The sequence below is a fragment of the Chromobacterium phragmitis genome, assembly GCF_003325475.1.
Lineage (GTDB): Bacteria > Pseudomonadota > Gammaproteobacteria > Burkholderiales > Chromobacteriaceae > Chromobacterium > Chromobacterium phragmitis.
Window position 1 is genome coordinate 1,583,752 of record NZ_CP029495.1, and the last position, 19,685, is coordinate 1,603,436.

Sequence of the window (19,685 nt, forward strand, 5' to 3'; positions counted from 1 at the left end):
CACACTGCCGGCTCGACATCTTTCACCAGATCAAAGGATTTGCCATGTCTGCTTCCCGCTCGATCAAAGCCGGCATCGCCGCCCTGCTGCTGACCCTGCCGCTGCTGGCCCACGCCGATGCCGCCCAGGAAGCCGGAGCCAAGGAACTGGCCGCCACCCTGAACCTCGACAACATGCTGCCGGAACTGGCGCAACGCACCTCCGCCAGCGCGCTGCCGCTGCTGCAGGAATACTTTGTCAAGAACAAGATCAAGCTCACCGAGGCCCAGCAGAAGAAGGCGCAGGACGGCCTGAAGGGTTATGGCGACAACATCCACAAGCTGGCCGCCGACTACTTCGGCTCCGCCTCGGTCAAGGCCCAGTTCGAACAAACCGTGGCGAAGAACTTCAGCGCCCAGTTCAGCGCCGACGAACTGAAGCAGATCAACGCCTTCTACAAGAGCGCGGCCGGTCAGAAGTTCATGAAGCAGCAGCCGCAAGTGGTCAACGGCATCGCCGGCGAAACGCTGAAGAGCGCCGAGAAGGCGTTGCTGCCGAAAATGCAGGCCGCGGCGGAAACCTACGGCAAGACCATCGCCAAGAAGTAATCATTCCAGCATCAAGCTAAGCCGGCGCGCGCGCTCCAATGCCGCGTCGGCGCCGGCCGACTCGTCCTGCCACACCCACAGCCCTCCCCTCAAGTCCAGCATCTCCACCAGCCACAAACCATCGCCGTCCGGTAGCCCCACCCGGCGCGCCCGCACTGGCCTGCGATAATTGAACACCACCATGTCGCTGGTAGCCAGCGGCGCCTTCGCTCGTCTCATCCCGGCCTCCTTCGTCTCTCCGGGTTTCTACGCAAAAGCCATGCCACCATTCGCGCGCTATAACAGTGATAGTCCTCCCAGGAGCGCGACCGCGATGCGTCTGCCCATCGCCTGCCGTCTATTGCCGGCCCTGCTGTCTGCCTGCTGCGCAGCGGCGCCGAGGACGGTGACCATACTCACCGACAACGGCTATCCGCCGTACTCCTACGAAGCCGCCGGCGAGGCCCGCGGCATCTACAACGACATCCTGCGCGCGGCGTCGGAGCGGCTGCGCGGCTTTCGCATCGAACTGAAGCCCGTGCCCTGGAAACGCGGGCTGGCGGAACTGGAGGCCGGCCGCGCACTGGCGCTGTCCCCGCCCTATTACCGCCCGCGCGATCGTCCGTTCATGCAGCCCTACTCGACGCCGATGCTGAAGGAAAAGGTGGTGGTCTATTGCCGAACCGCCGTCATGGGCCGGCCGCGGCCCGCCTGGCCTGACGACTACCAAGGGCTGCGCTTCGGCAGCAACGCCGGCTTCCGCCTTGGCGGCGACGCGTTCTGGGCGCTTATCGGGCTCAACCGGATCATGCTGGAGGAGGCGCCGGACGCCCGCACCAATCTGATGAAAGTGATTCGCGGCCATCTGGATTGCTATTTGAACGACAAGCTGTCGATCGATCTGGAACTGGCGCGGCTGCAACAGCAGGGACTGTACCGCGAAAGCGAACTGCGGGAAGCCGCGACGGTATCGGAAGAACAAGGCTACGTCGGCTTCACCGACCGCGACGGCGGCCGCTTTCCCTACAAGCAGGGCTTTCTGCGCGAATTGAACCAGGCGCTGAGCGCGATGAAGCGCGACGGCAGCGTGGACCGCATCGTCGGGCGCGCGCTGGAAGCGGCGCGCACCCAGCCGCCGTCCAGTTTTTGACAGCCGAGAAAGCCCCGGCATAGCATGTGCTGTCGTCCAATACGAAAGACCCAATGGAAAACCGCAAACTGGCGGTGCTGATAGACGCCGACAACGCCCAATCCTCGTTGATCGCCGAGCTGCTGGCCGAGGTGGCCAAATACGGCACCGCCATCGTCAAACGCGCCTACGGCGACTGGACCACCACCCAGCTCAAGGGCTGGAAGGAAGTGCTGCACCAGTACGCCATCTCGCCGATCCAGCAGTTCGCCTACACCAAGGGCAAGAATTCGACGGATTCCGCGCTGATCATCGACGCGATGGACCTGCTCTACACCGGCAACTTCGACGGCTTTTGCCTGGTTTCATCGGACAGCGACTTCACCCGGCTGGCCACCCGATTGCGCGAAGGCGGACTGACTGTGATCGGACTGGGCGAGCAATCCAAAACGCCGCGCCCCTTCATCGCAGCCTGCGACAAATTCGTGTTCACCGAGATCCTGCGGCCGCCGCCGCCGGCCAAGCCCAAGCCAGAGGCGGCGGCAACGGCGGACAAGTCCAAGACCCGCGCCAGCCGCTCGCGCGCCAAGCCCGCGCCGGCCAAGGAACGCCACCCGCTGCAAGACATGTTCACTTCCGCCATCGAGGCAGTGGCGCGCGACAGCGGCTGGGCCGAGCTGTCCGCCGTCGGCTCCTACCTCGCCAAGAACGACCCCTCGTTCGACCCGCGCAACTGGGGGCATGGCCGCTTGTCGCAAATGGTGAAGAAGCTGGATTTCCTCACCGTGCAGGAAAGCCGAAACGGCTCCAAGCTGCACAGCGAGATCCGGCTGAAGCAGGACGCCGAGCCAGCCATCGCGGACGCGCCGGTCGAGGCGCCCCAGTTGCAGGAGGCCACCGCCGCGCCGGCGCGCAAGAAGCGCAGCCCGCGCAAGAAAACCCCCACCGCCGGCTGAAACGCTGGTACGTTAATTGCTCCGCCTTGACCCAAGGCCCCCGACGACCCCAAGCAAGGACAGAACATGCAGATTCGTGAAGCCAATCTGGAAGACCTGGCCGCGATACTCGACATCTACAACGAAGTGATCGCCACCACCACCGCCGTCTACAACGACGACCCGCTGACCCCGGGCGAATTCGCGGTGTGGTTCCAGGATCGCACCGCCGCCGGCTATCCGGTGCTGCTGGCCGAAGATGACGACGGCCGCGCGCTGGGCTTTTCCAGCTTCGGCGATTTCCGCACCCGCCCCGGCTACCGCTTCACCGTGGAGCACAGCGTGCACCTCACCGCCGACGCCCGCGGCAAGGGCATAGGCACCGCCTTGGTGCAGGCGCTGTTCCCGCGCGCCCAGGCGCTGGGCAAGCACACCATGCTGGGCGCGGTGGATGCCGACAACGAAGGCTCCATCCGCTTTCACGAGAAGCTGGGCTTCGTCCAGGTAGGCCGCCTGCCGCAGGTGGGATTCAAGTTCGGCCGCTGGCTGGACCTGGTCTACCTGCAGCGCTTCATCGACGAAACCAGCAGCGGCCCGGCCCCGGACGCTTGAGCGCGGCCTCGTCCTGATACAGAAAGCGGCCGCCCAACCGGCGGCTGATCCGGGCCGCCAGCCAGGCGGCCAACGCCACCGGCAGCAGCATCGAGTAGGCGCCGCTCAGCTCCATCAGCATCAACACCGCCAGCGCCGGCGCCCGCGCGGTGGCCGCCAGGAAGGCCGCCATCCCCACCAGCGGCGCGCCGCCCGCCGGCAGCCAACCCGGCAGCGCCAGGTTCAGCAATTGCCCGGCCAGCGCCCCACCGGCCGCGCCGGCGAACAGCATCGGCGTGAAGATGCCGCCCACCGCCCCCGATCCGCTGGTGGCGGCGGTGGCCGCCAGCTTGCACAACAACAGCGTCAACACCAGCTGCCAAGCCGGCGCGCTGACCAGCAGCCACGACACCGTGCTGTAGCCATTGCCCCACATCTGCGGCCAGAACCAGGCCAGACCGCCCACCACCGCCCCACCCAGCGCCATCCGCAACGGCAAACGCCAGGGCAGCCGGCCCAGCGCGTGCCGGCCCAGCTCCATCGCCGCCATGAACAAGGGCGAGGCGGCGCCCAGCAGCAGCGCCAGCAGGCAATAGCCGGCCAGCGCCAGATGGCTGGGCGCCGCCAACGGCGCGGTCTGGTAAAGAGGGTCGAGGCCGAACAGCCGGTCGACGGTGAGGCTGGCGGTCAACGCCGCCAGCAGCAAGGCCGGCAGCGCGCGCCAGTCCAGCCGCCGCCACACCACCTCGCAGACGAAAGCCACCGCCGCCAGCGGCGCATGATAGGCCGCGGCCCAGCCTGCGGCGATGCCGCAGGCCACCAGCAGCCGGCGCCGCGGCAGCGCCATCGGCAAGCAGCGGGCCAGCAGCGAACCGCCTTGCGCCGACAAGGCCACCATCGCGCCTTCGCGGCCGATGGAGCCCCCGCTGGCCACCGTGCACAGCGAGGACAGGCTGTTGACCAAGGTGCGGCGCAGGCTGAGCCTGCCATCGCCGACGCGCACCGCTTCCAGGTAGTCGCCTTCGGCCGCGCCGCGCAGCAGGTGGCGGCCCTGCTCCAGCACCAGCCCCGCCAATAGCCCGCCCACGATCGGCGCCAGCGCGCGCTGCCAGGGCGGCAGCCGGCTCGCCACCTCCACCAGGCCGCCGCCATGGCCGCCCAGCCCGCGTTCAATCGCATGCAATGCAAGCTGGAAGCCCAGCACCAGCAAAGCGCCCAGCGCGCCGCAGGCCGCCGCCAGCGGAAAGTCCAGGGCAAGTAGAGGGAAACGCCGCCACGGCCTCATGTCTTCATCGCTTCCACCGGGGCGCGGCCGCATTCGCGCGCCGCGCGTCGCAATAAATGAAAAGCGCCGCAGATCATCTGCGGCGCTCTCACTATTTTTCACAACCACTGTCGAATGCAGTGTTTTCTTGATATTTCTCTATTTCCACCCTTTGTACGACTTAGCGCACCTCTGCAACAATATCTCTACTGAACACCTTTTCGCAATACTTGCACTTCATTTTTGTGTCATGCGCCAGCGTTTTCACGTAGAAGACGCTGGTCACTGGCTCATTATGCGAAATGCAATTGGAATTGGGGCAGGAGAATATGCCCTCCACAGCGTCAGGCAGGGTCAATTTGTGCTTTTTGACCACTTCGAAGTTTTCAATGACGTTGACTGTCGCTTTCGGCGCGAACAGCGCCAGCTCATTGGCCTGTTCCTCGGTCAGCGCGATGTTCTCCACCTTGATCAGATCCTTGCTGCCCATGTGGCGGCTGACCAGGTTGAGGCCGACGGTCACTCGCTCGCCGGTTTCGGTCAGCTTGAACAGGCGCAGGATTTTGACGCCTTCGCCGGCCGGGATGTGATCGATCACGGTGCCTTGCTTCAGCGCTTCTACGGTGCGGGTGTATTGCATGATCTTTGTCCTTTCCTGATTACACGGTCTCGTTCAACACCAGCGACAGCAGCGCCTGGCGCGCGTAGACGCCGTTCTTCGCCTGCTCGAAGTAGTAGGCGTGCGGCGTGGCGTCGACGTCCACCGCGATCTCGTCCACCCGCGGCAGCGGGTGCAGCACCTTCATGCCGGGACGGGCGTTCTTCAACATCTCGGCGCGCAGCGCGTACTGGCCCTGTATCTTCTTGAACTCGGCCTCGTCGAAACGCTCGCGCTGCACGCGGGTCATGTACAGCACGTCCACCTCGGGGATCACGTCCTCCAGGCTTTCCGCCACCGTGTACGGGATGCCCTTCTCGTCCAGCTCCTCGCAGATGTAGTCCGGCATCGCCAGCACTTCCGGCGACACGAAGTAAAAACGCGCGCCGAACAGCGACAGCGCCTGCGCCAAGGAGTGCACGGTGCGGCCGTATTTCAGGTCGCCGGCAAAGGCGACGGTCAGGCCGTCCAGCCGGCCTTGGGTCTCGCGGATGGAGAACAGGTCAAGCAGGGTCTGGGTCGGGTGCTGGTTGGAGCCGTCGCCGCCGTTGATCACCGGCACCGCGGAAAACTCGCTGGCCAGCCGAGCCGCGCCTTCCTTGGGATGGCGCATCACCACGGCGTCGGTGTAGGAGCCGATGATCTTGATCGAGTCGGCCAGCGTCTCGCCCTTCTTGGCGCTGGTGTTGCCGCCATCGGCGAAGCCGATGATGTTGCCGCCCAGGCGTTGCACCGCGGTCTCGAACGACAGGCGGGTGCGGGTGGACGGCTCGAAGAAGCAGCTGGCCACCAGCTTGTCCTTCAGCAGATCGCCGCGCGGGCTCTGCTTGAGGCGAGCGGCGGTGTCCACCACCAGTTCCAGTTCCTCGCGGCTGAAGTCGGGTATGGAGATGATGTGCTTGCGGTACAGTGGATTGGCCATGTCGCTTTCCTCGTGTCTGGCGGTTGCGGGCGAAAAAAAAGCCCCTGTCTCAGGGGCTTTTTTTTGGGAATACGGGAATGTCGGGAACAGCTGCGCCGCGCAGCAACGCCGCCGCGCCACCCGCCTGGGTGTCGCTGAAGCCTTTTCGCTGCCGTGCTGCCTGTCTCATTACATCCGTTCCGAACAAAATTGCGGGAATATATCGCAATATCCCGTGTAACGGCAAGACCCCGCGGCCGAAACCACGGCGAAAACCGTCGCCGGCTGCGCGGGATCAAAAGCCGCCGCCCCCCCGCCCCGCCTTGCAAAACCCGGCGCCAGCGCTGATGCTGAAATATGCCGCCGTGTCCGTCAAAATGTATCGAGTTGACAGTTGGGGCGGTCAAACATAATGATTCGCTGAATTTCACTCCGCGGCAGCGAGCCGCCACGCGCCATGATCAAGTGCATCGACGTCAATGATCTGAAGGTCGGCATGTACATCCACGATCTCAACTGCGACTGGATGTCCCATCCCTTCTTGGTCAACCGCTTCAAAGTCTCCAACGAAAACGAGATTCAGAAGATCGTCGACGCCGGCATCCACGAAGTGTACATCGACACCCGCAAAGGCCTGGACCTGCCATCCGCCCCCAGCGCGGGCGAGGTGCGCAAGCAGTTGCAGAGCGAACTGATCGAGATCGCCAGCCGCCACAGCGCCGTGCCGCGCAAAGTGGAGGCGGCCGAGGAGTTCGGCCGCGCCCAGATGGTCCACAGCGAGGCGAACCTGATCGTGCGCGGCATCCTGCACGACGTGCGGCTGGGCAAGCAGGTGGAGCTGGAACAGGTGGAGCCGCAGGTGGAAAAGCTGACCGAATCCATCCTGCGCAACAACGGCGCGCTGCTGTCGCTGTGTCGAATCAAGGACAAGGACAACTACACCTTTCAGCATTCGGTCAGCGTCGGCGCGCTGATGGTCAGCTTCTGCAACGCTCTGGGCATGGGCAAGGAGGTGATACACCATGCCGGCATCGGCGGCATGCTGCACGATATCGGCAAGATGAAGGTGCCGGACACCATCCTCAACAAGCCGGGCAAGCTGACCGAGCAGGAATTCCAGGTGATGAAGTGCCACGTGGTGGAAAGCCAGAAAATCCTGCACGACACCCGCGGCATTTCGGAAACCGCGGTGCTGGTGGCCGGCCAGCACCATGAGCGCCACGACGGCAGCGGCTATCCGGCCGGACTCAAGGGCGACGAGATTTCGCAACTGGGCCAGATGGCCGCCATCGTCGACGTCTACGACGCGCTCACCTCGGACCGCTGCTATCACAAGGGCATGGCGCCCACCGACGCGCTGCGCAAGATTTACGAGTGGTCGAAATTCCACTTCAACCCGGAACTGGTGCAGGCCTTCATGCGCACCATCGGCATCTACCCGGTGGGCACGCTGGTGCGGCTGGAAAGCGGCCGGCTGGGCGTGGTGGTGGAACAGAACGAGAACAACCTGGTTTCGCCCAAGGTGAAGGTGTTTTTCAGCATCAAGAGCAACGCCCACATTGCGCCGGAAGTCGTCGACCTGTCGCGCAAGATGGGTTTCGGCGGCGGCGACAGGATCGTCAAGCACGAGTCGCCGGAAAAATGGAAGATGGACCCGCTGCGCTTCCTGTAGGGCGGCAGCCCGGCCGCGCCGGGCGTTCCGCCATCACCCGCAATCCATCGCGCTCAATCCCTAGCGCCAACCTCTGCGGACGGTACGATCCGCCAAACCTCATCGGCAGGCTATGGCGGAACGCCCGCCGGCGGGCTTCCGCCCTACTGGTAATCCCCCCATACCGCCTGCATCGCGCCTACGGCGGCCAGCGCCGCGGTTTCGGTGCGCAGGATGCGCGGGCCCAGCTTCAGCGGCGTCCAGCCGGCGGCCAGCGCCGCATCCTCTTCCGGCCCGGAAAAGCCGCCTTCCGGCCCCACCATCAACCAGCTGCGCGCCGGGCGCTCGGCCAGCTCGGCCAGGCTTCGATCGCCGCGCGGCGACAACACCAGCCGGACATCGGCCTGCTGCCGCTGCGCCAGCCATTCGCTCAGCGTCAGGATGGGCAGCACCTGCGGCACCGTGTTGCGGCCGCTTTGCTCGCAGGCCGAGATCACGATTTCCTGCCAGCGCGCCACACGCTTGTCGGCGCGCTCGCCGCTGAGCTTGACCACCGAGCGGCCGGCGGCGATGGGCTGGAACACCGCCACCCCCATTTCCACGCCTTTTTGCAACGTGAACTCCATCTTGTCGCCGCTGGAAATGCCCTGCGCCAAACCCAGCCAGAGCGGCGTTTCACGTGAAACCTCGTCGAAACGCTCGATCACGCACTGCGCGTCGCGCTTCAGCACCGAGGTAAGCGCGGCGTGGTATTCGCCGCCGCGGCCGTTGAACAGAGTAATGGCGTCGCCGGCGTTCAGCCGCAATACTTGGATATGACGCACCACAGCATCGGGCAGGGAGAGTTGCTGGCCGGCCGCGAGCTCGGCGTCTAGATAAAACCTGGGCATGGGATATTGAAAGTCGCTGTTGATACCGGTATTTTGCTAGGTTTGCCCCATTCGGCAAACCGCTTTCGCGCCGAAACGACGCAGGGAGAACAGGATGCAAGTGCTGGAACAGGTGATGCAACTGGTGCGCGACGTGGCCGCCCGCGAGGTGATGCCGCGCTTTTTGCGCGTCGGCAAGAGCCGCAAGGACGACGGCACCCTGTTCACCGAGGCCGATCTCGCCTGCCAGGGCGAGCTGCAGCGCCGCCTGCCCGCCATCCTGCCGCACCCGGTGCTGGGCGAGGAGATGGAGCGCGAGGAGCAGGATGCGCTGTGGGCCGCCAACCAGGATGGCCTGTGGGTGGTGGACCCGATAGACGGCACCACCAACTTCGTCAACGGCCTGCCCTATTTCGCCATCTCGGTGGGCCTGATGGTGGCCGGCAAAAGCGAGTTGGGCGTGATCTACAACCCGGTATCGGACGAGATGTTCTACGCCCGCCGCGGCCAGGGCGCCTGGCTCAACGGCCACCGGCTGCCGTTGAAGACCATCAACAACTGCATGGGCGACGCCATCGCCAGCGTCGAGGTCAAATACCTGCGCTCCGGCAAGCTGGCCGCCCGCATCGGCAGCGTGGCCCCTTGCGGCAGCCAGCGCAACATGGGCTCCAGCACGCTGGACTGGTGCTTCCTCGCCGCAGGCCGTTACGACCTCTACCTGCACGGCGGCCAGCGGCTGTGGGATTACGCCGCCGGCGCCGTCATCGCCGAGGAAGCCGGCGCGCGTCTCGCCAGCCTCAACACCGACGATTACTGGGACGACGTGATCTGGAAGCGCTCGGTGATAGGCGCCATCACCCCCGAGCTGTTCGCGCAGTGGCACCGCTGGGTGCGGGCCAACCAGTAAGCGCTATTTCAAACGGTTCCAGTTGAGAATCGCCTCCTTCTTGTTGTCGGCCTGGGCGCCGATCGCCGGGCAGTTGCCTTTGTCCGGGTAGCGGCTGCACTGCACCCAGATGCGGCGGGAGCCCGCCTTCACCAGTTCGGCGCGCGCGCCGCACTTGGGACAGGGTTGCGGGGTCAGGGGTGCGGTTTCCGTCATCGCCATTCTCTTTCGTTCTCAAGCAAAAAACGGGGCCCAGCGGGCCCCGTCGGTTTCGTCATTCAGCCTGAGCGAAGCTTAGCGTCTGCGCGCCTGGGCCGACAAGTTCAAGTTCTGCTTGCGCAGGAAGTCGGCCACCATCTGGCCCAGCAGCACGTGGGTGTGGGTGGTCGGGTGCAGATTGTCCCAGAACACGTAGGCGTCGGCGTTGGCGCACTCCGCGCGCGGCGTCTGCGGCAAGATGTACGGCAAGCTGGCATTGGCCGCCACGTTCAGGCAGGGCTGCGTGGTGTTGGTCACCTGGTACTTGGCCGGATTGGCCAGCAGATCGTTGAACATGCCGTAAGCGTCGAACAGCTTGAGCTTGAGCGCCGCGCCGTGCTTCTGCTGCAGATTGGCCACCAGCGTCGCCAGCTTGGCGTTGTAGTCCTTCACTTGCTGCGCCAGCTGCGGCGCCTTGCCGCTAGCCGAGCCGGACGGCGTGCGCGACAAATCGGGCAGGCTCAGCACCACGATGTTGCGGCCGCCGGCGGCGACGATCTTGTCCAAAGCCTTGCCCTGGTCGGCGATCACCTGATCCACGGCGCGGCCGTAGTTGAGCAGGTCGTTGCCGCCGATCAGCATGGTGAACAACGTGTTTTCCGCGCGGTAGTTCGGCGCCTTCTGCATGTACTGGGTCCAGGAGTCCACTTGCTGCAGCAGGCCCGGCACCACCAGGTGGCTGTCGGCGGCGGAGCCGCCAATCGCCCAGTTGTAGAACGGCAGCTTCAACTGATCGGCCAGATGTTCGACCCAGACGCGGCCGTTGCTGAAGCGGCCGATATACCAGCTGCTGGCCACCGGCAGCCGCCATTGCGAGGCGCCGTACATGTTCTGGGTGTCGGACAGGCTGTCGCCGAACACTACCATGCGGTTGATCGCATTGCCCTGGTTGGCGCTGTCCAGCGTCCAGATGGTGTGGTTGTACGACATCGCGTTGTTGGCGGCGGCGAACAGCGCCAGCGGACGGTTGATGCCCTGCTTCGCCAGCGTCTGCTGGCACGCCGCGCGCAGCGCGTCCTGGCTGACGTCGCTGTAGAACATGTTCTTCAGCGCGACGAAGCTGCCCGACCACCAGTAGCCATTGACGCGGTAGTAATCGCCGCTGGACGGATCCGTAGCCCACACGTAGTCGGTTTGCGGCTGGTTGGCCGCCGGACTCTTGCGGTAATAGCAGCGCAGATACGTGTAGGTGGCGCTGCCCGGTTGCGGTTTGGCCTGGCTGGAGGCGGCGCGCGCCTCGCTGCCGGACAAGGGCTTGCCGGCGGAAATCACGCCGTCCAGCTCTTCGCTGGGCGGCTGTTCGGACTGGGCTTGCGCGTGGCCGCAGGCCAGCGCGCCTGCCAGCAGTGACAGAACGATGGTTTTTTTCATGTATTCACCCGATACCTTGTTTGTTTTCAATGGAATGCCCGTCGCTGCCATCCAGTCGCGATTAAGGCGTTCGCGCCGGTCGGGGCTTCCTGGCAAGCAGGATATCAGTCGTTTACATTTAAAATAAAGTGTTAATTTTAAACAATTAAACTGATTTAATCGTCAGTTGTCCTGGCTCAAACATGAAAAAAGCCGCGCCATCGCGCGGCCCATTTCTTTGAGAATGACTCTCAAACACTAAGCAGCACAACCTTCAGCGGGTGTTTGCCATCCTGACTAGGGAAGTCCTCGTCCGGCGCGATCCACTCCGCCTCCCGCACTTCGCGGCCGGCTTTGGCCGCGCTGCGCTTCAGCGACTCCAGCCAGGCGTCGCCGTCCACTTCTGCAACATTATTGCAACAAACCAGCATGCCGCCCGGCGCGGTGGCCAGCAGCGCCGGCTTGAACAGCGCCTGATAGTCGTTGACCAAATCCACCACGCCGAAGGGGCTCTTGGAGTATCGCGGCGGGTCCAGGAACACCAGATCGAACTGGCGCGCCTCCAGCTTGGGGAAGGGAGGCATGCGTTTGCCGCGCACGCGGTCCGGCTGGCCGATGCCGGAAAGCTGGCGCACTGCCGCGAACACGTCGCTGTGCAGGCAGCGCGGACGGGTGGCCAGCAGGTTCAGCTTGGCGTTGGCGCGGCCGACGCTGAGGCTGGATTCGGAGAAATCCACGTTCAGCACGAAATTGGCGCCGGCCTTGGCCGCCGCCACGCCCACGCCGCAGGTGTAGGAGAACAGATTGAGCACGCTCTTGCCCTCGGCCAGCTGCATCACGCGGCGGCGCGCGGCGCGCAGGTCCAGGAACAGCCAGGGATCCTGTCCCTTGTGGCGCGCCTGGTAATGGAAGGCGACGCCGTTTTCGCGGATGGCCACGTCCTGCTCGGCCACCGCCTGCTCGGCCAGCGGCAGCGCGTTGCGCACGCGGGAGTTGGCCTCGCTGCGGTCGTTGTACACCAGCGCCAGCTCCGGCAGCGTCTCGCGGTAATGGGCGCGGATTTCCTCCAGTTCGGCGTCGGATAGCGACTGATGGAAGCTCTGCGCCAGGATTTGCTCGCCGTAGCGGTCTATGGTCAGGCCGGGCGCGCCCTCCACGCTGCCGTGGAACAGGCGGTAACAGTTGGTGTCTTCGGCGGCCAGGCGCTCGGTCAGCTCGGCGCGCGCCGCATCGGCGCGGCGAAGGAGTTCGGTCAGGGTGGACATGGGGGCTTTCGATTACGGTTCGGCCGGGCCGCAGGCATGCCTGCGGCCGGAGCAAAACCGAATTGTAAGCCCTGGCGGGCGGCGCGCCAAACGCCGCCCCAGGCCGCGCATCAGCGCTTGAGGTTGGGAAGGGCGCCGCCGGCGCCGAGATAGTCGGCCACCGCGTTGCCCAGCACCAGGTGGGTGTGGGTGGTCGGATGCAGAGTGTCCCAGAACACGAAGCTGTCCGCGTTGCCGCAGTTGGCGCGCGGCGACTGGCTCTGCATGTAGTTCAACGCCGAATCGCTGTTGATGTTCAGGCAGGACTGGGTTGTATTGACCACCTGATACTTGCCCGGATTGGTCAACACGTCATTGAACATCGCGTAGCTGTCGAACACGCGCAGGTTGAGGCTGCTGCCGTACTGGTCGCGCAACGAAACGGCCAGCGCGTCCAGCTTCTGGTTCAGATCCTTCACCTGCGCCGCGACCGTGGCCGCGCCGCCCTTCAGTTGGTACACCGGCGCGCGCGACACGTCAGGCAGCTTCAGCACCAGGATGTTGCGGGCTCCCGAATTGATCAGATTGACCAGCGCCTGCTTCTGCCCGTCGATCACCTTGTCCGGCGTGCTGCCGTAGTTGACCAGGTCGTTGCCGCCTATCCACATGGTGAACAGCGTGGTGGACGGGTTGTAGTTGCGCGCCTGCTTCATGTACTCCTGCCAGGACTGCACCTGCTGCACCACGCCCGGAATCACCAGCTTTTCAGTGGAAACGCCGGCGCCGCCTATCGCCCAGTTGTACAGCGGCAGCTTCAGCCGGTCGGCCAGGTACTCCACCCACACCGGGCCGTTGCTGAAGTGGCCGATATACCAGCTGTTGCGGTTGGGCAGCGTCCACTGCGAGGCGTTGTAGACGTTCTGGTTGTCGGACAGGCTGTCGCCGAAGGCGACGATCTTGTTGATGCGGCTGCCCTGCCCGGCCTGGTCGTTGGTCCACACCGTGTAGTTGAACGACATCGCGTTGTCGGCGGCGAACACCATGGCCGGCTGCGACGGCTTGCCTTTTTTGGCCAGCGTGCTCTGGCACACCGAGCGCAGCGTGTCCTGGCTGACGTCGCTGTAGAACATGTTCTTCCAGTCGAAAATGCTGCTGGACCACCAGTAGCCGTTCAGCCGGTAGTAGTCGCCGCTGGACGGATCCAGCGCCCATTCGTAGTCGGTTCCCGGCTGGGTATTGGCGGCGCTGGCGCGGTAGAAGCAGCGCACATAAGTGTAGGTGGCGGAACCGGGAATCGATCGGGCGGAAATGCCGGAGGCCGTCTGCTTGGGCAGGCCGCGCTTGAGCAGCTCGGCGCGGCTCAGCGGGCCCGACGGCGACAGGATGTGGGCGTAGCGCGGATCCGGCGCGCCATTGTCATTGCCGGCCCAGGCCAGCGAGGAAAGGGTCAATCCCAGCAGCAACCACGACTTCATTCGCACTCCTCCTTGTATTTTTCAACGCCGGGCCAGCGCCCGACGCCGTTTGCCGGGCAGCCCGGCATGGGGACAGTTCAATATGAGACGAGTCGCGCCATGAGCATGACGGACAAGGCAACATTAATTAGAAAAAATGATTTTTGTATATCGAGAATCGTGAAGTTATTTTGAAAATTGGATGAAAAGCTCTATTTGCTGTCGCGGTATCGCCAGCGCAGCATGTCCATCGCGTCATCCGCTGCCAGCCCTGCCGATATGCCATAGTGAAATGTCGCCACTCACGCCCGGAGGACGCCATGCAAGCCAGCCGCGAGCTGCTGAAAACCCTTTACACGATGGCCATGCTGGTGGAGGCCCGCGACGCCTATACCGGCGGCCATCTATGGCGCGTGTCGCGCTACAGCCATCTGTTGGCCGCCGACCTGCAACTGCCGCAGGACGAGGTGGAAAAGATCGCGTTGGGAGGATTCCTGCACGATCTGGGCAAAGTGGGCGTGCCGGACGCGGTGCTGAACAAGCCCGGCAAGCTCAGCGACGAGGAATACGAGGTGATCAAGACCCATCCGCAAGTGGGCGCGGACTTGCTGAAAGACCATCCGCTGGCGGAACTGGTGCTGGACGCGGTGCTTTGCCACCATGAAACGCCCGACGGCAAAGGCTATCCCAACCGCCTGGCCGGCAAGGCCATCCCGCTGGTGGCGCGCATCGTCGGCATCACCGACGCCTTCGACGCGATGACCAGCACCCGGCCTTATCGCGAGGGCATGCCGACGGAACGGGCGCTGGCCATCCTGCGCGACAATCTGGGCCGCCAGTTCGATGCCGAGCTGGGCGAGCGTTTCATCCAACTGGGCGAGGCGGGCCAGCTGGACCACGTGCTCGGCCACAGCGAGCCGGGCGTGCCGATGCAGCGCTGCCCTGGCTGCGGCCCCATCATCGCGGTGCCGTCACATACGCCGGATGGCGAAGAGATATTCTGTCCCCACTGCGCCGGAGGCTACCGGATCAGCCGCCGCGACAACGCGCTGGCGCTGAGCCCGACTGGCGGCAATGATCCGGTGCGCGCTCGGCGCCCTAGAGCCGACAACGAACTGATAGACCGGCTGCTGGCCGACAGCGGCAGGCTGCGCGCCCGCGGCAAGCCAGGCCTGTTGGAACTGCTGTTTGGCTAAACCTCAGCCTCTGGTCATAAGGATTGCCACTAAAATGCCGATGGTATAGTCTTGCAAAACAACAACATGCCACCGACAGGACGAATCCATGCACAGACTTCATCCCAATCTGCAGCCCTGGCTGGCCGAGCTCAACCGCCAGGCGGCCGACAAGCTGGCGGGAGGCTACAAGGCCACCGCGATCGGCGCGCGCGAAGCGCTCGCCCAGCTGACCGCGCAGATGGTGGCCCCAGGGCCGGACATCGCCTGGGTCAACGACGACCTGGTGCATGGGGGCGATTATCCGGTGCCGGTGCGCATTTACCATCCGGCCCCCGAGCAGTCCTTGCCGGTGTTGGTGTTCCTGCATGGCGGCGGCCACATGGCCGGCGGCGTCAGCGTCTACGACGGCATCAACCGCCGCCTCGCCGCGGCCAGCCGCCACATCGTGGTGGCGGTCGAGTACCGGCTGTCGCCCGACAATCCCTACCCCGCGGGACTGGACGACGCGATCAGCGTGGCCAGAAACGTGTGGCGCACGCTGGACGGGAGGCGGCTGAACTACCGCCGCCGGCTGTCGCTGGCCGGCGATTCCGCCGGCGGCGCGCTGAGCGCCAGCGTATGCGGCGTCGCGCAGCGCGACGCCAGCCTGGCCATCGCCCGCCAGGCGCTGATTTACCCTTGCGTAGATTACACGCTGACCCAGCCCTCGGTGGCGGAAAACGGCGAAGGCCTCTTCCTGACACGGGCCCGCACCGAATGGTATTTCGACAATTACTTCCAGCATGGAGAAGATCGACGCCAGGCTTCGCCGCTGTACTGGGACGTCAACGCCCGGCTGCCCGCGACGCTGGTCGTCACGGCCGGCTGCGACATCCTGCGCGACGAGGGGCGGCAATACGCGCGCCGGCTGCTGGATGCTGGCGTCCCGACCGAGCAACTGCACCTGGAGGACCAGATGCACGCCTTCCTCAATATGGAGGCGCTGGTGCCGGAAGTCTGCGCGCTGGCCTACCGCCGCATCGGCGACTTCCTCAACGCGGACTGACGCCCGGGCCGCGCCGTGACGCTTGTCAGCTTCCGGCGCGGGCAGCCCAGGCGCATGCTGGGCTTGCCGTCAGTAGTTTTCCGGGAAGAAGTGCCGCTCGGTCAGCTCGATCAGGATATGCAGCACTTTGATATGCAGTTCCTGCACGCGGTCGGCGTAGCTGCCGCCCGGGGTGTTGACGTACACATCCGCCAGCGGCTCCAGTTTGGTGCCGGCGCGGCCGGTCAGGATCACCACCTTGACGCCCAGTTCGCGCGCCGCTTCGGCAGCCCGGATCACGTTGCGGCTGTTGCCGCTGGTGCTCAGGCCGATCAGCACGTCGCCGGCGCGGGCATGGCTTTCCAGATAACGCGCGAAAATCTCGTCGTAGCCGTAATCGTTGCCGACGCAGCTGATGTGGCTGGGATCGCTGATCGCGATCGCCGCCATGCCGCGACGGTTGTCGCGGTAGCGGCCCGTCAGCTCCTCCGCGAAATGCATCGCGTCGCACATCGATCCGCCGTTGCCGCAGGAAAACACCCGGCCGCCGGACGACAAAGCGCCGATGATCGCCTGCGCCGCGTCCTGGATGGACGCCAGCGCCTGCGGATTGGCCAACAGATTGTCCAGCGCGGTCTTGGCTTCGCCCAAGCTGGCGCGAATATGGTCTTGCATGATGAATTCCGTTGCTTGATTCAGACTCTAGTGTACACCCTTGCCCAAACAATCAGGCAGCGTCCCTCTCGAAGCGCTGCCTCAGGCGATCTGGCGTCCAAACCACACTACCCGGCCGATGACTTCAAACTCGCCGGCGGAACGGGACAGATCCACGGTGAAAGTCTCATACAAGGGATTGGCGCTTCGCACTTGGACCGCGCCGCCTGGCAACCGCTGCAATTGCTTCACGAAAATGTCGTCGCCGATGCGGATCACGAACAGGCCTTCACCAGGATTCCGCTCCGCGGTATGCACCAGAATGGTATCCCTGTCCTCCAGCACCCCGCTCATGCTGTCGCCCTTAACGCTGATCACCACCAAGTCGCGCGGCGAGGCGTTCAAGTAGTTCTTCACCCAGTAGCGTCGGAACGCCATATAGAACATTGGCGCCTCTCCTGCCGCATCGGTTCCAAAACCCGCTGACGCTCTCAGGTTATAACGCGGGATAAAACAGAACTCCTCATGCACGCTGTCCGGCACTTCATGTTCTTCTTCCGCGTCCCCCCGCCCGGAAGACATGGCGGTCCTTGGCCCCGGCACGGCGGCTTCGCGGGCCGCGCCATCCAGGTCCTGCATAGGCCCTTCGCCGTAAAGCAGCCACTCCACGCGACAACCGCTGTTGGCCGCGATCTTCTGCGCGGTGCCTAGCCGCGGCACGCCTCCCTTGTACCACATGTTGGTGAATGATCCCTTGTTGAGACCATTGCGCGCCGCCCAGGCATAGGGCTTCTCGCTGCCTATCAGTCGCTCGAGGCGCTGCCGGAAATCGGATTGCTGTTGCACGTCTTCCATTTGGAACTCCATCGGTAATCCAGTACCGCTGAGGCAGCCTCAGAGTACCACCCCCCTGTCATTTATTCCAATTCGACTGACATGGGTAGTGACATCCCATCGCTTGTTTGGTTCAAAAAATGAAACTACAATAGCAATCATGCATCATAAGTAGTTCTACTAATTAGCAAGAATACTTAGAAAAGTGATAAAATACAGGCTGGCTATCGCTTAATTAGTTCTAAATTATTGCACAAAAAAGAACCGCAGATTATTGCTTGTTCTTAATCAAACTATAACCCATTTAGAACTAATTGTCTGCCAAGGCCTTTCCGAGACTCAGGAGCTTACGTGATGACTACCGCTGCGCAATATCCCGCTCTGCCCTCCACCATGCAACTGGTCGCTCAGCTGATTGGCATGCCGCGAACCTTGCAGTTGGTGCAGGCGCTGGGCGGCACCACCCTGCCGTTCTCCAAGAATCAAAGCCGCGCCGGACAGTTGCGCTTCGCGGCCTTGGCGGATGTGATCGGGCATGAGGCGGCGGAGCAACTGACCCACCATTTCGGCGGGGACATCCTTTATATCCCGCGCTGCAGCACCGCGCTGCGCCAGGCGCGCAATCAGCAAATGATCCGCGACTTCGACGCGATGCTGGTGGAAGGCTTGGGCGCCAACGAAGCCGTCGGCGTGCTGGCGATGCGCTATCGCCTCAGCGACCGCATGGTCTGGCGCGTGCTGAAAACCCCGCCGTCCGATCAGGAAGTGCACTAATCCCATCCTCCCGCCCAGCCGTGGGACCTCGACTCGCCCTCCCAATCCGCGCAACGCAGCCCATCAGGCATAGGAGATTCCCATGGCCAGCCGAGCCATTTCCGATCTGCACCCCCAGCTGCAACCGCTGGCGGAGACTTTCCTGCGGCTCTGCCGCGACCAAGGCGTGGACCCGCTGCTGATCTGCACCTGGCGCTCCGCCGACGAGCAGGCGCAACTCTACCGCCGCGGCCGCGAGCTTCCCGGCGCCATCGTCACCTACGCGCGGCCCGGCGAATCGGCCCATAACGCCATGCTGCACGGCAATCCGGCGTCCCGCGCCTTCGACGTGGTGCCGCTAAACGCCGGCAAGCCCATCTGCGACACCGACCACCCCCACTGGCAGGTGATGGGGAGGATAGCCCAGTCGCTGGGCCTGTACTGGCACGGCACGCTGGAAGCGCCGCAGCACGAGATCCCCCACTTCCAACTGTCACTGGAGAAATGAGCATGCGCCTAGCCGACCTGTTCCGCCATCCGCGCAGCCGCCGCCTCAGCCACAGCCGGCTATGGGCCAACATCGCCTGCGCCGCGGCCACCATCATGTTCCTGGTCAATGGCTGGCGCGGCGCGCTGAACGCCGAAATCTGGCTGATCTATCTGGGCGTGGTGGGCGGCTACTCCGCCACGCTGCGGCTGATCGCCGCCTACCGCGACCGGAGCCGGCCGTGATCCCCGCGTCCATGCTGCGGCTGGGCTCCGGCCTGCTGCTGCCGCTGCTCGCCGCGGCCGGCGGCTACGCGCTGGGTTGCGGCCAAAGCCGCCACTACTGGCAAACCAAGCTGCAAGCCGCCGTCGCCGAAATGCAGGCGGCCGACAGCCGCGCGCAACAACAACGCCAGGCCGCCGCGCTGGAACAGCAGCGTCAGTGGCGGCAACGCACCGATCAACTGGAAAGCCGATTGCTGCGGCAACAGCAGGCGCTGCAAGCGCAGCAGCGACGCCACGCGCAAAGGATAGACGATGTCACCCGCAACGATGGTTCCCGCTTTACTGGCCTTGGCCCTGACAGCCTGCGCCTCTACCGCCAGCTCCTCGGGTATTCCGACCCGCTGCCCGGCGCCCAGTCCCTACCTGCTGGCGCTGCCGCCCAAACCGCCGGCCCCGATGCCGGGCTACCGGCATCCGACCTCCTCGCCCACGCCGCCGACTACGGCGACTGGTGCCAACAACTGGAGCAACGGCTTGTCGCCCTGAAACAACTTTATTCACAGGAAACCACACCATGACCGATTTCTTCGACCGGGCCAGCGAACTGGAAACCGAATTCCGCGAGCAGGCGCTCGCCCGCCACTTCGAGCAATGGCGGCAAAGCGGCTACAGCCATTGCGAGGACTGCGGCGACCCCATTCCGGACGCCCGCCGCGCGGTGATGCCCAATAGCACCCGCTGCGTGCTATGCCAGCAACTGGCCGAGAAATGAGGG

24 protein-coding genes are annotated in these 19,685 nt (G+C 64.4%); 13 read left to right on the top strand and 11 right to left on the bottom strand.

Annotation, left to right across the window (positions count from 1 at the left end):
• The first annotated feature begins 44 nt into the window (after positions 1 to 44).
• A complete protein-coding gene (locus DK842_RS07475; protein ID WP_114060889.1) occupies positions 45 to 587 on the top strand; it encodes a DUF2059 domain-containing protein in 543 nt (180 codons plus the stop codon).
• Here the strand turns inward: DK842_RS07475 and DK842_RS07480 are convergent, their stop codons facing one another.
• Positions 588 to 806, bottom strand: coding sequence for a hypothetical protein (locus DK842_RS07480; RefSeq protein ID WP_114060890.1), 219 nt, complete (start codon positions 804 to 806; stop codon positions 588 to 590).
• 94 nt (positions 807 to 900) lie between these two features.
• Between DK842_RS07480 and DK842_RS07485 the strand changes: the two genes are divergently transcribed.
• The 3 genes from DK842_RS07485 to DK842_RS07495 all read left to right on the top strand — a co-directional run bounded on the left by DK842_RS07485 (position 901) and on the right by DK842_RS07495 (position 3,242).
• Positions 901 to 1,716: a substrate-binding periplasmic protein gene (locus tag DK842_RS07485; RefSeq protein WP_168194837.1), complete on the top strand. Its 816-nt coding sequence runs from the start codon at positions 901 to 903 to the stop codon at positions 1,714 to 1,716.
• A gap of 53 nt (positions 1,717 to 1,769) precedes the next feature.
• Positions 1,770 to 2,651: an NYN domain-containing protein gene (locus DK842_RS07490; RefSeq protein ID WP_114060892.1), complete on the top strand. Its 882-nt coding sequence runs from the start codon at positions 1,770 to 1,772 to the stop codon at positions 2,649 to 2,651.
• A 66-nt stretch (positions 2,652 to 2,717) separates the two neighbouring features.
• Positions 2,718 to 3,242, top strand: coding sequence for a GNAT family N-acetyltransferase (locus tag DK842_RS07495; protein WP_114060893.1), 525 nt, complete (start codon positions 2,718 to 2,720; stop codon positions 3,240 to 3,242).
• Here the strand turns inward: DK842_RS07495 and DK842_RS07500 are convergent.
• From DK842_RS07500 to pyrB, 3 genes are all read right to left on the bottom strand, one after another.
• On the bottom strand, positions 3,202 to 4,506 hold the full coding sequence (locus tag DK842_RS07500; protein ID WP_168191843.1) for a chloride channel protein: 1,305 nt from the start codon (positions 4,504 to 4,506) through the stop codon (positions 3,202 to 3,204). The genes DK842_RS07495 and DK842_RS07500 overlap by 41 nt on opposite strands.
• A gap of 160 nt (positions 4,507 to 4,666) precedes the next feature.
• The gene (gene pyrI, locus DK842_RS07505; RefSeq protein ID WP_114060895.1) at positions 4,667 to 5,125 is read right to left on the bottom strand and encodes an aspartate carbamoyltransferase regulatory subunit; all 459 of its coding nucleotides are present in this window, start codon (positions 5,123 to 5,125) and stop codon (positions 4,667 to 4,669) included.
• 19 nt (positions 5,126 to 5,144) lie between these two features.
• Entirely contained in the window at positions 5,145 to 6,065 is a 921-nt protein-coding gene (gene pyrB, locus DK842_RS07510) for an aspartate carbamoyltransferase (protein WP_114060896.1), read from the bottom strand.
• 436 nt (positions 6,066 to 6,501) lie between these two features.
• On the opposite strand from pyrB, the gene DK842_RS07515 reads away from it, so the two are divergent.
• Positions 6,502 to 7,716 carry an HD-GYP domain-containing protein gene (locus DK842_RS07515; protein ID WP_114060897.1) on the top strand — a complete coding sequence of 405 codons (1,215 nt, stop codon included), beginning with the start codon at positions 6,502 to 6,504 and terminating at the stop codon, positions 7,714 to 7,716.
• Between the two features lie 143 nt (positions 7,717 to 7,859).
• Here DK842_RS07515 and DK842_RS07520 read toward each other — a convergent pair whose 3' ends face one another.
• Positions 7,860 to 8,585, bottom strand: coding sequence for a 16S rRNA (uracil(1498)-N(3))-methyltransferase (locus tag DK842_RS07520; protein WP_114060898.1), 726 nt, complete (start codon positions 8,583 to 8,585; stop codon positions 7,860 to 7,862).
• A gap of 94 nt (positions 8,586 to 8,679) precedes the next feature.
• Between DK842_RS07520 and DK842_RS07525 the strand changes: the two genes are divergently transcribed.
• Positions 8,680 to 9,471, top strand: a complete 792-nt coding sequence (locus DK842_RS07525) for an inositol monophosphatase family protein (protein WP_114060899.1) — start codon at positions 8,680 to 8,682, stop codon at positions 9,469 to 9,471.
• A gap of 3 nt (positions 9,472 to 9,474) precedes the next feature.
• Here the strand turns inward: DK842_RS07525 and DK842_RS07530 are convergent, their stop codons facing one another.
• The 4 genes from DK842_RS07530 to DK842_RS07545 all read right to left on the bottom strand — a co-directional run bounded on the left by DK842_RS07530 (position 9,475) and on the right by DK842_RS07545 (position 13,777).
• Positions 9,475 to 9,666 carry a Lar family restriction alleviation protein gene (locus tag DK842_RS07530; protein ID WP_114063665.1) on the bottom strand — a complete coding sequence of 64 codons (192 nt, stop codon included), beginning with the start codon at positions 9,664 to 9,666 and terminating at the stop codon, positions 9,475 to 9,477.
• A 78-nt stretch (positions 9,667 to 9,744) separates the two neighbouring features.
• Entirely contained in the window at positions 9,745 to 11,079 is a 1,335-nt protein-coding gene (locus DK842_RS07535; protein WP_232538628.1) for an SGNH/GDSL hydrolase family protein, read from the bottom strand.
• A 230-nt stretch (positions 11,080 to 11,309) separates the two neighbouring features.
• A complete protein-coding gene (locus DK842_RS07540; protein ID WP_114060900.1) occupies positions 11,310 to 12,323 on the bottom strand; it encodes a class I SAM-dependent rRNA methyltransferase in 1,014 nt (337 codons plus the stop codon).
• Positions 12,324 to 12,433: 110 nt separating this feature from the next.
• Entirely contained in the window at positions 12,434 to 13,777 is a 1,344-nt protein-coding gene (locus DK842_RS07545) for an SGNH/GDSL hydrolase family protein (protein ID WP_232538629.1), read from the bottom strand.
• A 299-nt stretch (positions 13,778 to 14,076) separates the two neighbouring features.
• Here DK842_RS07545 and DK842_RS07550 point away from each other — a divergent pair, with 299 nt between their 5' ends.
• Both DK842_RS07550 and DK842_RS07555 read left to right on the top strand, forming a co-directional pair.
• Positions 14,077 to 14,952: an HD domain-containing phosphohydrolase gene (locus DK842_RS07550; protein ID WP_114060901.1), complete on the top strand. Its 876-nt coding sequence runs from the start codon at positions 14,077 to 14,079 to the stop codon at positions 14,950 to 14,952.
• 88 nt (positions 14,953 to 15,040) lie between these two features.
• Positions 15,041 to 15,979: an alpha/beta hydrolase gene (locus DK842_RS07555; RefSeq protein WP_114060902.1), complete on the top strand. Its 939-nt coding sequence runs from the start codon at positions 15,041 to 15,043 to the stop codon at positions 15,977 to 15,979.
• Positions 15,980 to 16,048: 69 nt separating this feature from the next.
• On the opposite strand, the gene gmhA is transcribed toward DK842_RS07555, so the two are convergent.
• Entirely contained in the window at positions 16,049 to 16,633 is a 585-nt protein-coding gene (gene gmhA, locus DK842_RS07560) for a D-sedoheptulose 7-phosphate isomerase (RefSeq protein WP_114060903.1), read from the bottom strand.
• Positions 16,634 to 16,714: 81 nt separating this feature from the next.
• Positions 16,715 to 17,467, bottom strand: a complete 753-nt coding sequence (locus DK842_RS07565; protein ID WP_168194838.1) for a S24 family peptidase — start codon at positions 17,465 to 17,467, stop codon at positions 16,715 to 16,717.
• Positions 17,468 to 17,800: 333 nt separating this feature from the next.
• On the opposite strand from DK842_RS07565, the gene DK842_RS07570 reads away from it, so the two are divergent.
• The 5 genes from DK842_RS07570 (at position 17,801) to DK842_RS07590 (ending at position 19,682) form a co-directional block, all read left to right on the top strand.
• Positions 17,801 to 18,220, top strand: coding sequence for a Mor transcription activator family protein (locus DK842_RS07570; protein WP_114060905.1), 420 nt, complete (start codon positions 17,801 to 17,803; stop codon positions 18,218 to 18,220).
• An 82-nt stretch (positions 18,221 to 18,302) separates the two neighbouring features.
• Positions 18,303 to 18,707 (top strand): M15 family metallopeptidase, encoded by a 405-nt coding sequence (locus DK842_RS07575; protein ID WP_114060906.1) that lies wholly within the window; start codon positions 18,303 to 18,305, stop codon positions 18,705 to 18,707.
• A 2-nt stretch (positions 18,708 to 18,709) separates the two neighbouring features.
• The gene (locus tag DK842_RS07580; RefSeq protein ID WP_114060907.1) at positions 18,710 to 18,931 is read left to right on the top strand and encodes a hypothetical protein; all 222 of its coding nucleotides are present in this window, start codon (positions 18,710 to 18,712) and stop codon (positions 18,929 to 18,931) included.
• Positions 18,928 to 19,488: a hypothetical protein gene (locus DK842_RS07585; protein ID WP_114060908.1), complete on the top strand. Its 561-nt coding sequence runs from the start codon at positions 18,928 to 18,930 to the stop codon at positions 19,486 to 19,488. Before DK842_RS07580 ends, DK842_RS07585 begins: the two co-directional genes overlap by 4 nt.
• The gene (locus tag DK842_RS07590) at positions 19,485 to 19,682 is read left to right on the top strand and encodes a TraR/DksA family transcriptional regulator (RefSeq protein WP_114060909.1); all 198 of its coding nucleotides are present in this window, start codon (positions 19,485 to 19,487) and stop codon (positions 19,680 to 19,682) included. The genes DK842_RS07585 and DK842_RS07590 overlap by 4 nt, the downstream gene beginning before the upstream one ends.
• Positions 19,683 to 19,685: the final 3 nt, after the last annotated feature.

What these genes read in the sequence shown, in the direction of transcription:
- DK842_RS07475 (WP_114060889.1), top strand. Translation starts at nt 45, where the DNA reads ATGTCTGCTTCCCGCTCGATCAAAGCCGGCATCGCCGCCCTGCTGCTG.
- DK842_RS07480 (WP_114060890.1), bottom strand. Translation starts at nt 806, where the DNA reads ATGAGACGAGCGAAGGCGCCGCTGGCTACCAGCGACATGGTGGTGTTC.
- DK842_RS07485 (WP_168194837.1), top strand. Translation starts at nt 901, where the DNA reads ATGCGTCTGCCCATCGCCTGCCGTCTATTGCCGGCCCTGCTGTCTGCC.
- DK842_RS07490 (WP_114060892.1), top strand. Translation starts at nt 1,770, where the DNA reads ATGGAAAACCGCAAACTGGCGGTGCTGATAGACGCCGACAACGCCCAA.
- DK842_RS07495 (WP_114060893.1), top strand. Translation starts at nt 2,718, where the DNA reads ATGCAGATTCGTGAAGCCAATCTGGAAGACCTGGCCGCGATACTCGAC.
- DK842_RS07500 (WP_168191843.1), bottom strand. Translation starts at nt 4,506, where the DNA reads ATGAGGCCGTGGCGGCGTTTCCCTCTACTTGCCCTGGACTTTCCGCTG.
- pyrI (WP_114060895.1), bottom strand. Translation starts at nt 5,125, where the DNA reads ATGCAATACACCCGCACCGTAGAAGCGCTGAAGCAAGGCACCGTGATC.
- pyrB (WP_114060896.1), bottom strand. Translation starts at nt 6,065, where the DNA reads ATGGCCAATCCACTGTACCGCAAGCACATCATCTCCATACCCGACTTC.
- DK842_RS07515 (WP_114060897.1), top strand. Translation starts at nt 6,502, where the DNA reads ATGATCAAGTGCATCGACGTCAATGATCTGAAGGTCGGCATGTACATC.
- DK842_RS07520 (WP_114060898.1), bottom strand. Translation starts at nt 8,585, where the DNA reads ATGCCCAGGTTTTATCTAGACGCCGAGCTCGCGGCCGGCCAGCAACTC.
- DK842_RS07525 (WP_114060899.1), top strand. Translation starts at nt 8,680, where the DNA reads ATGCAAGTGCTGGAACAGGTGATGCAACTGGTGCGCGACGTGGCCGCC.
- DK842_RS07530 (WP_114063665.1), bottom strand. Translation starts at nt 9,666, where the DNA reads ATGACGGAAACCGCACCCCTGACCCCGCAACCCTGTCCCAAGTGCGGC.
- DK842_RS07535 (WP_232538628.1), bottom strand. Translation starts at nt 11,079, where the DNA reads ATGAAAAAAACCATCGTTCTGTCACTGCTGGCAGGCGCGCTGGCCTGC.
- DK842_RS07540 (WP_114060900.1), bottom strand. Translation starts at nt 12,323, where the DNA reads ATGTCCACCCTGACCGAACTCCTTCGCCGCGCCGATGCGGCGCGCGCC.
- DK842_RS07545 (WP_232538629.1), bottom strand. Translation starts at nt 13,777, where the DNA reads ATGAAGTCGTGGTTGCTGCTGGGATTGACCCTTTCCTCGCTGGCCTGG.
- DK842_RS07550 (WP_114060901.1), top strand. Translation starts at nt 14,077, where the DNA reads ATGCAAGCCAGCCGCGAGCTGCTGAAAACCCTTTACACGATGGCCATG.
- DK842_RS07555 (WP_114060902.1), top strand. Translation starts at nt 15,041, where the DNA reads ATGCACAGACTTCATCCCAATCTGCAGCCCTGGCTGGCCGAGCTCAAC.
- gmhA (WP_114060903.1), bottom strand. Translation starts at nt 16,633, where the DNA reads ATGCAAGACCATATTCGCGCCAGCTTGGGCGAAGCCAAGACCGCGCTG.
- DK842_RS07565 (WP_168194838.1), bottom strand. Translation starts at nt 17,467, where the DNA reads ATGGAAGACGTGCAACAGCAATCCGATTTCCGGCAGCGCCTCGAGCGA.
- DK842_RS07570 (WP_114060905.1), top strand. Translation starts at nt 17,801, where the DNA reads ATGACTACCGCTGCGCAATATCCCGCTCTGCCCTCCACCATGCAACTG.
- DK842_RS07575 (WP_114060906.1), top strand. Translation starts at nt 18,303, where the DNA reads ATGGCCAGCCGAGCCATTTCCGATCTGCACCCCCAGCTGCAACCGCTG.
- DK842_RS07580 (WP_114060907.1), top strand. Translation starts at nt 18,710, where the DNA reads ATGCGCCTAGCCGACCTGTTCCGCCATCCGCGCAGCCGCCGCCTCAGC.
- DK842_RS07590 (WP_114060909.1), top strand. Translation starts at nt 19,485, where the DNA reads ATGACCGATTTCTTCGACCGGGCCAGCGAACTGGAAACCGAATTCCGC.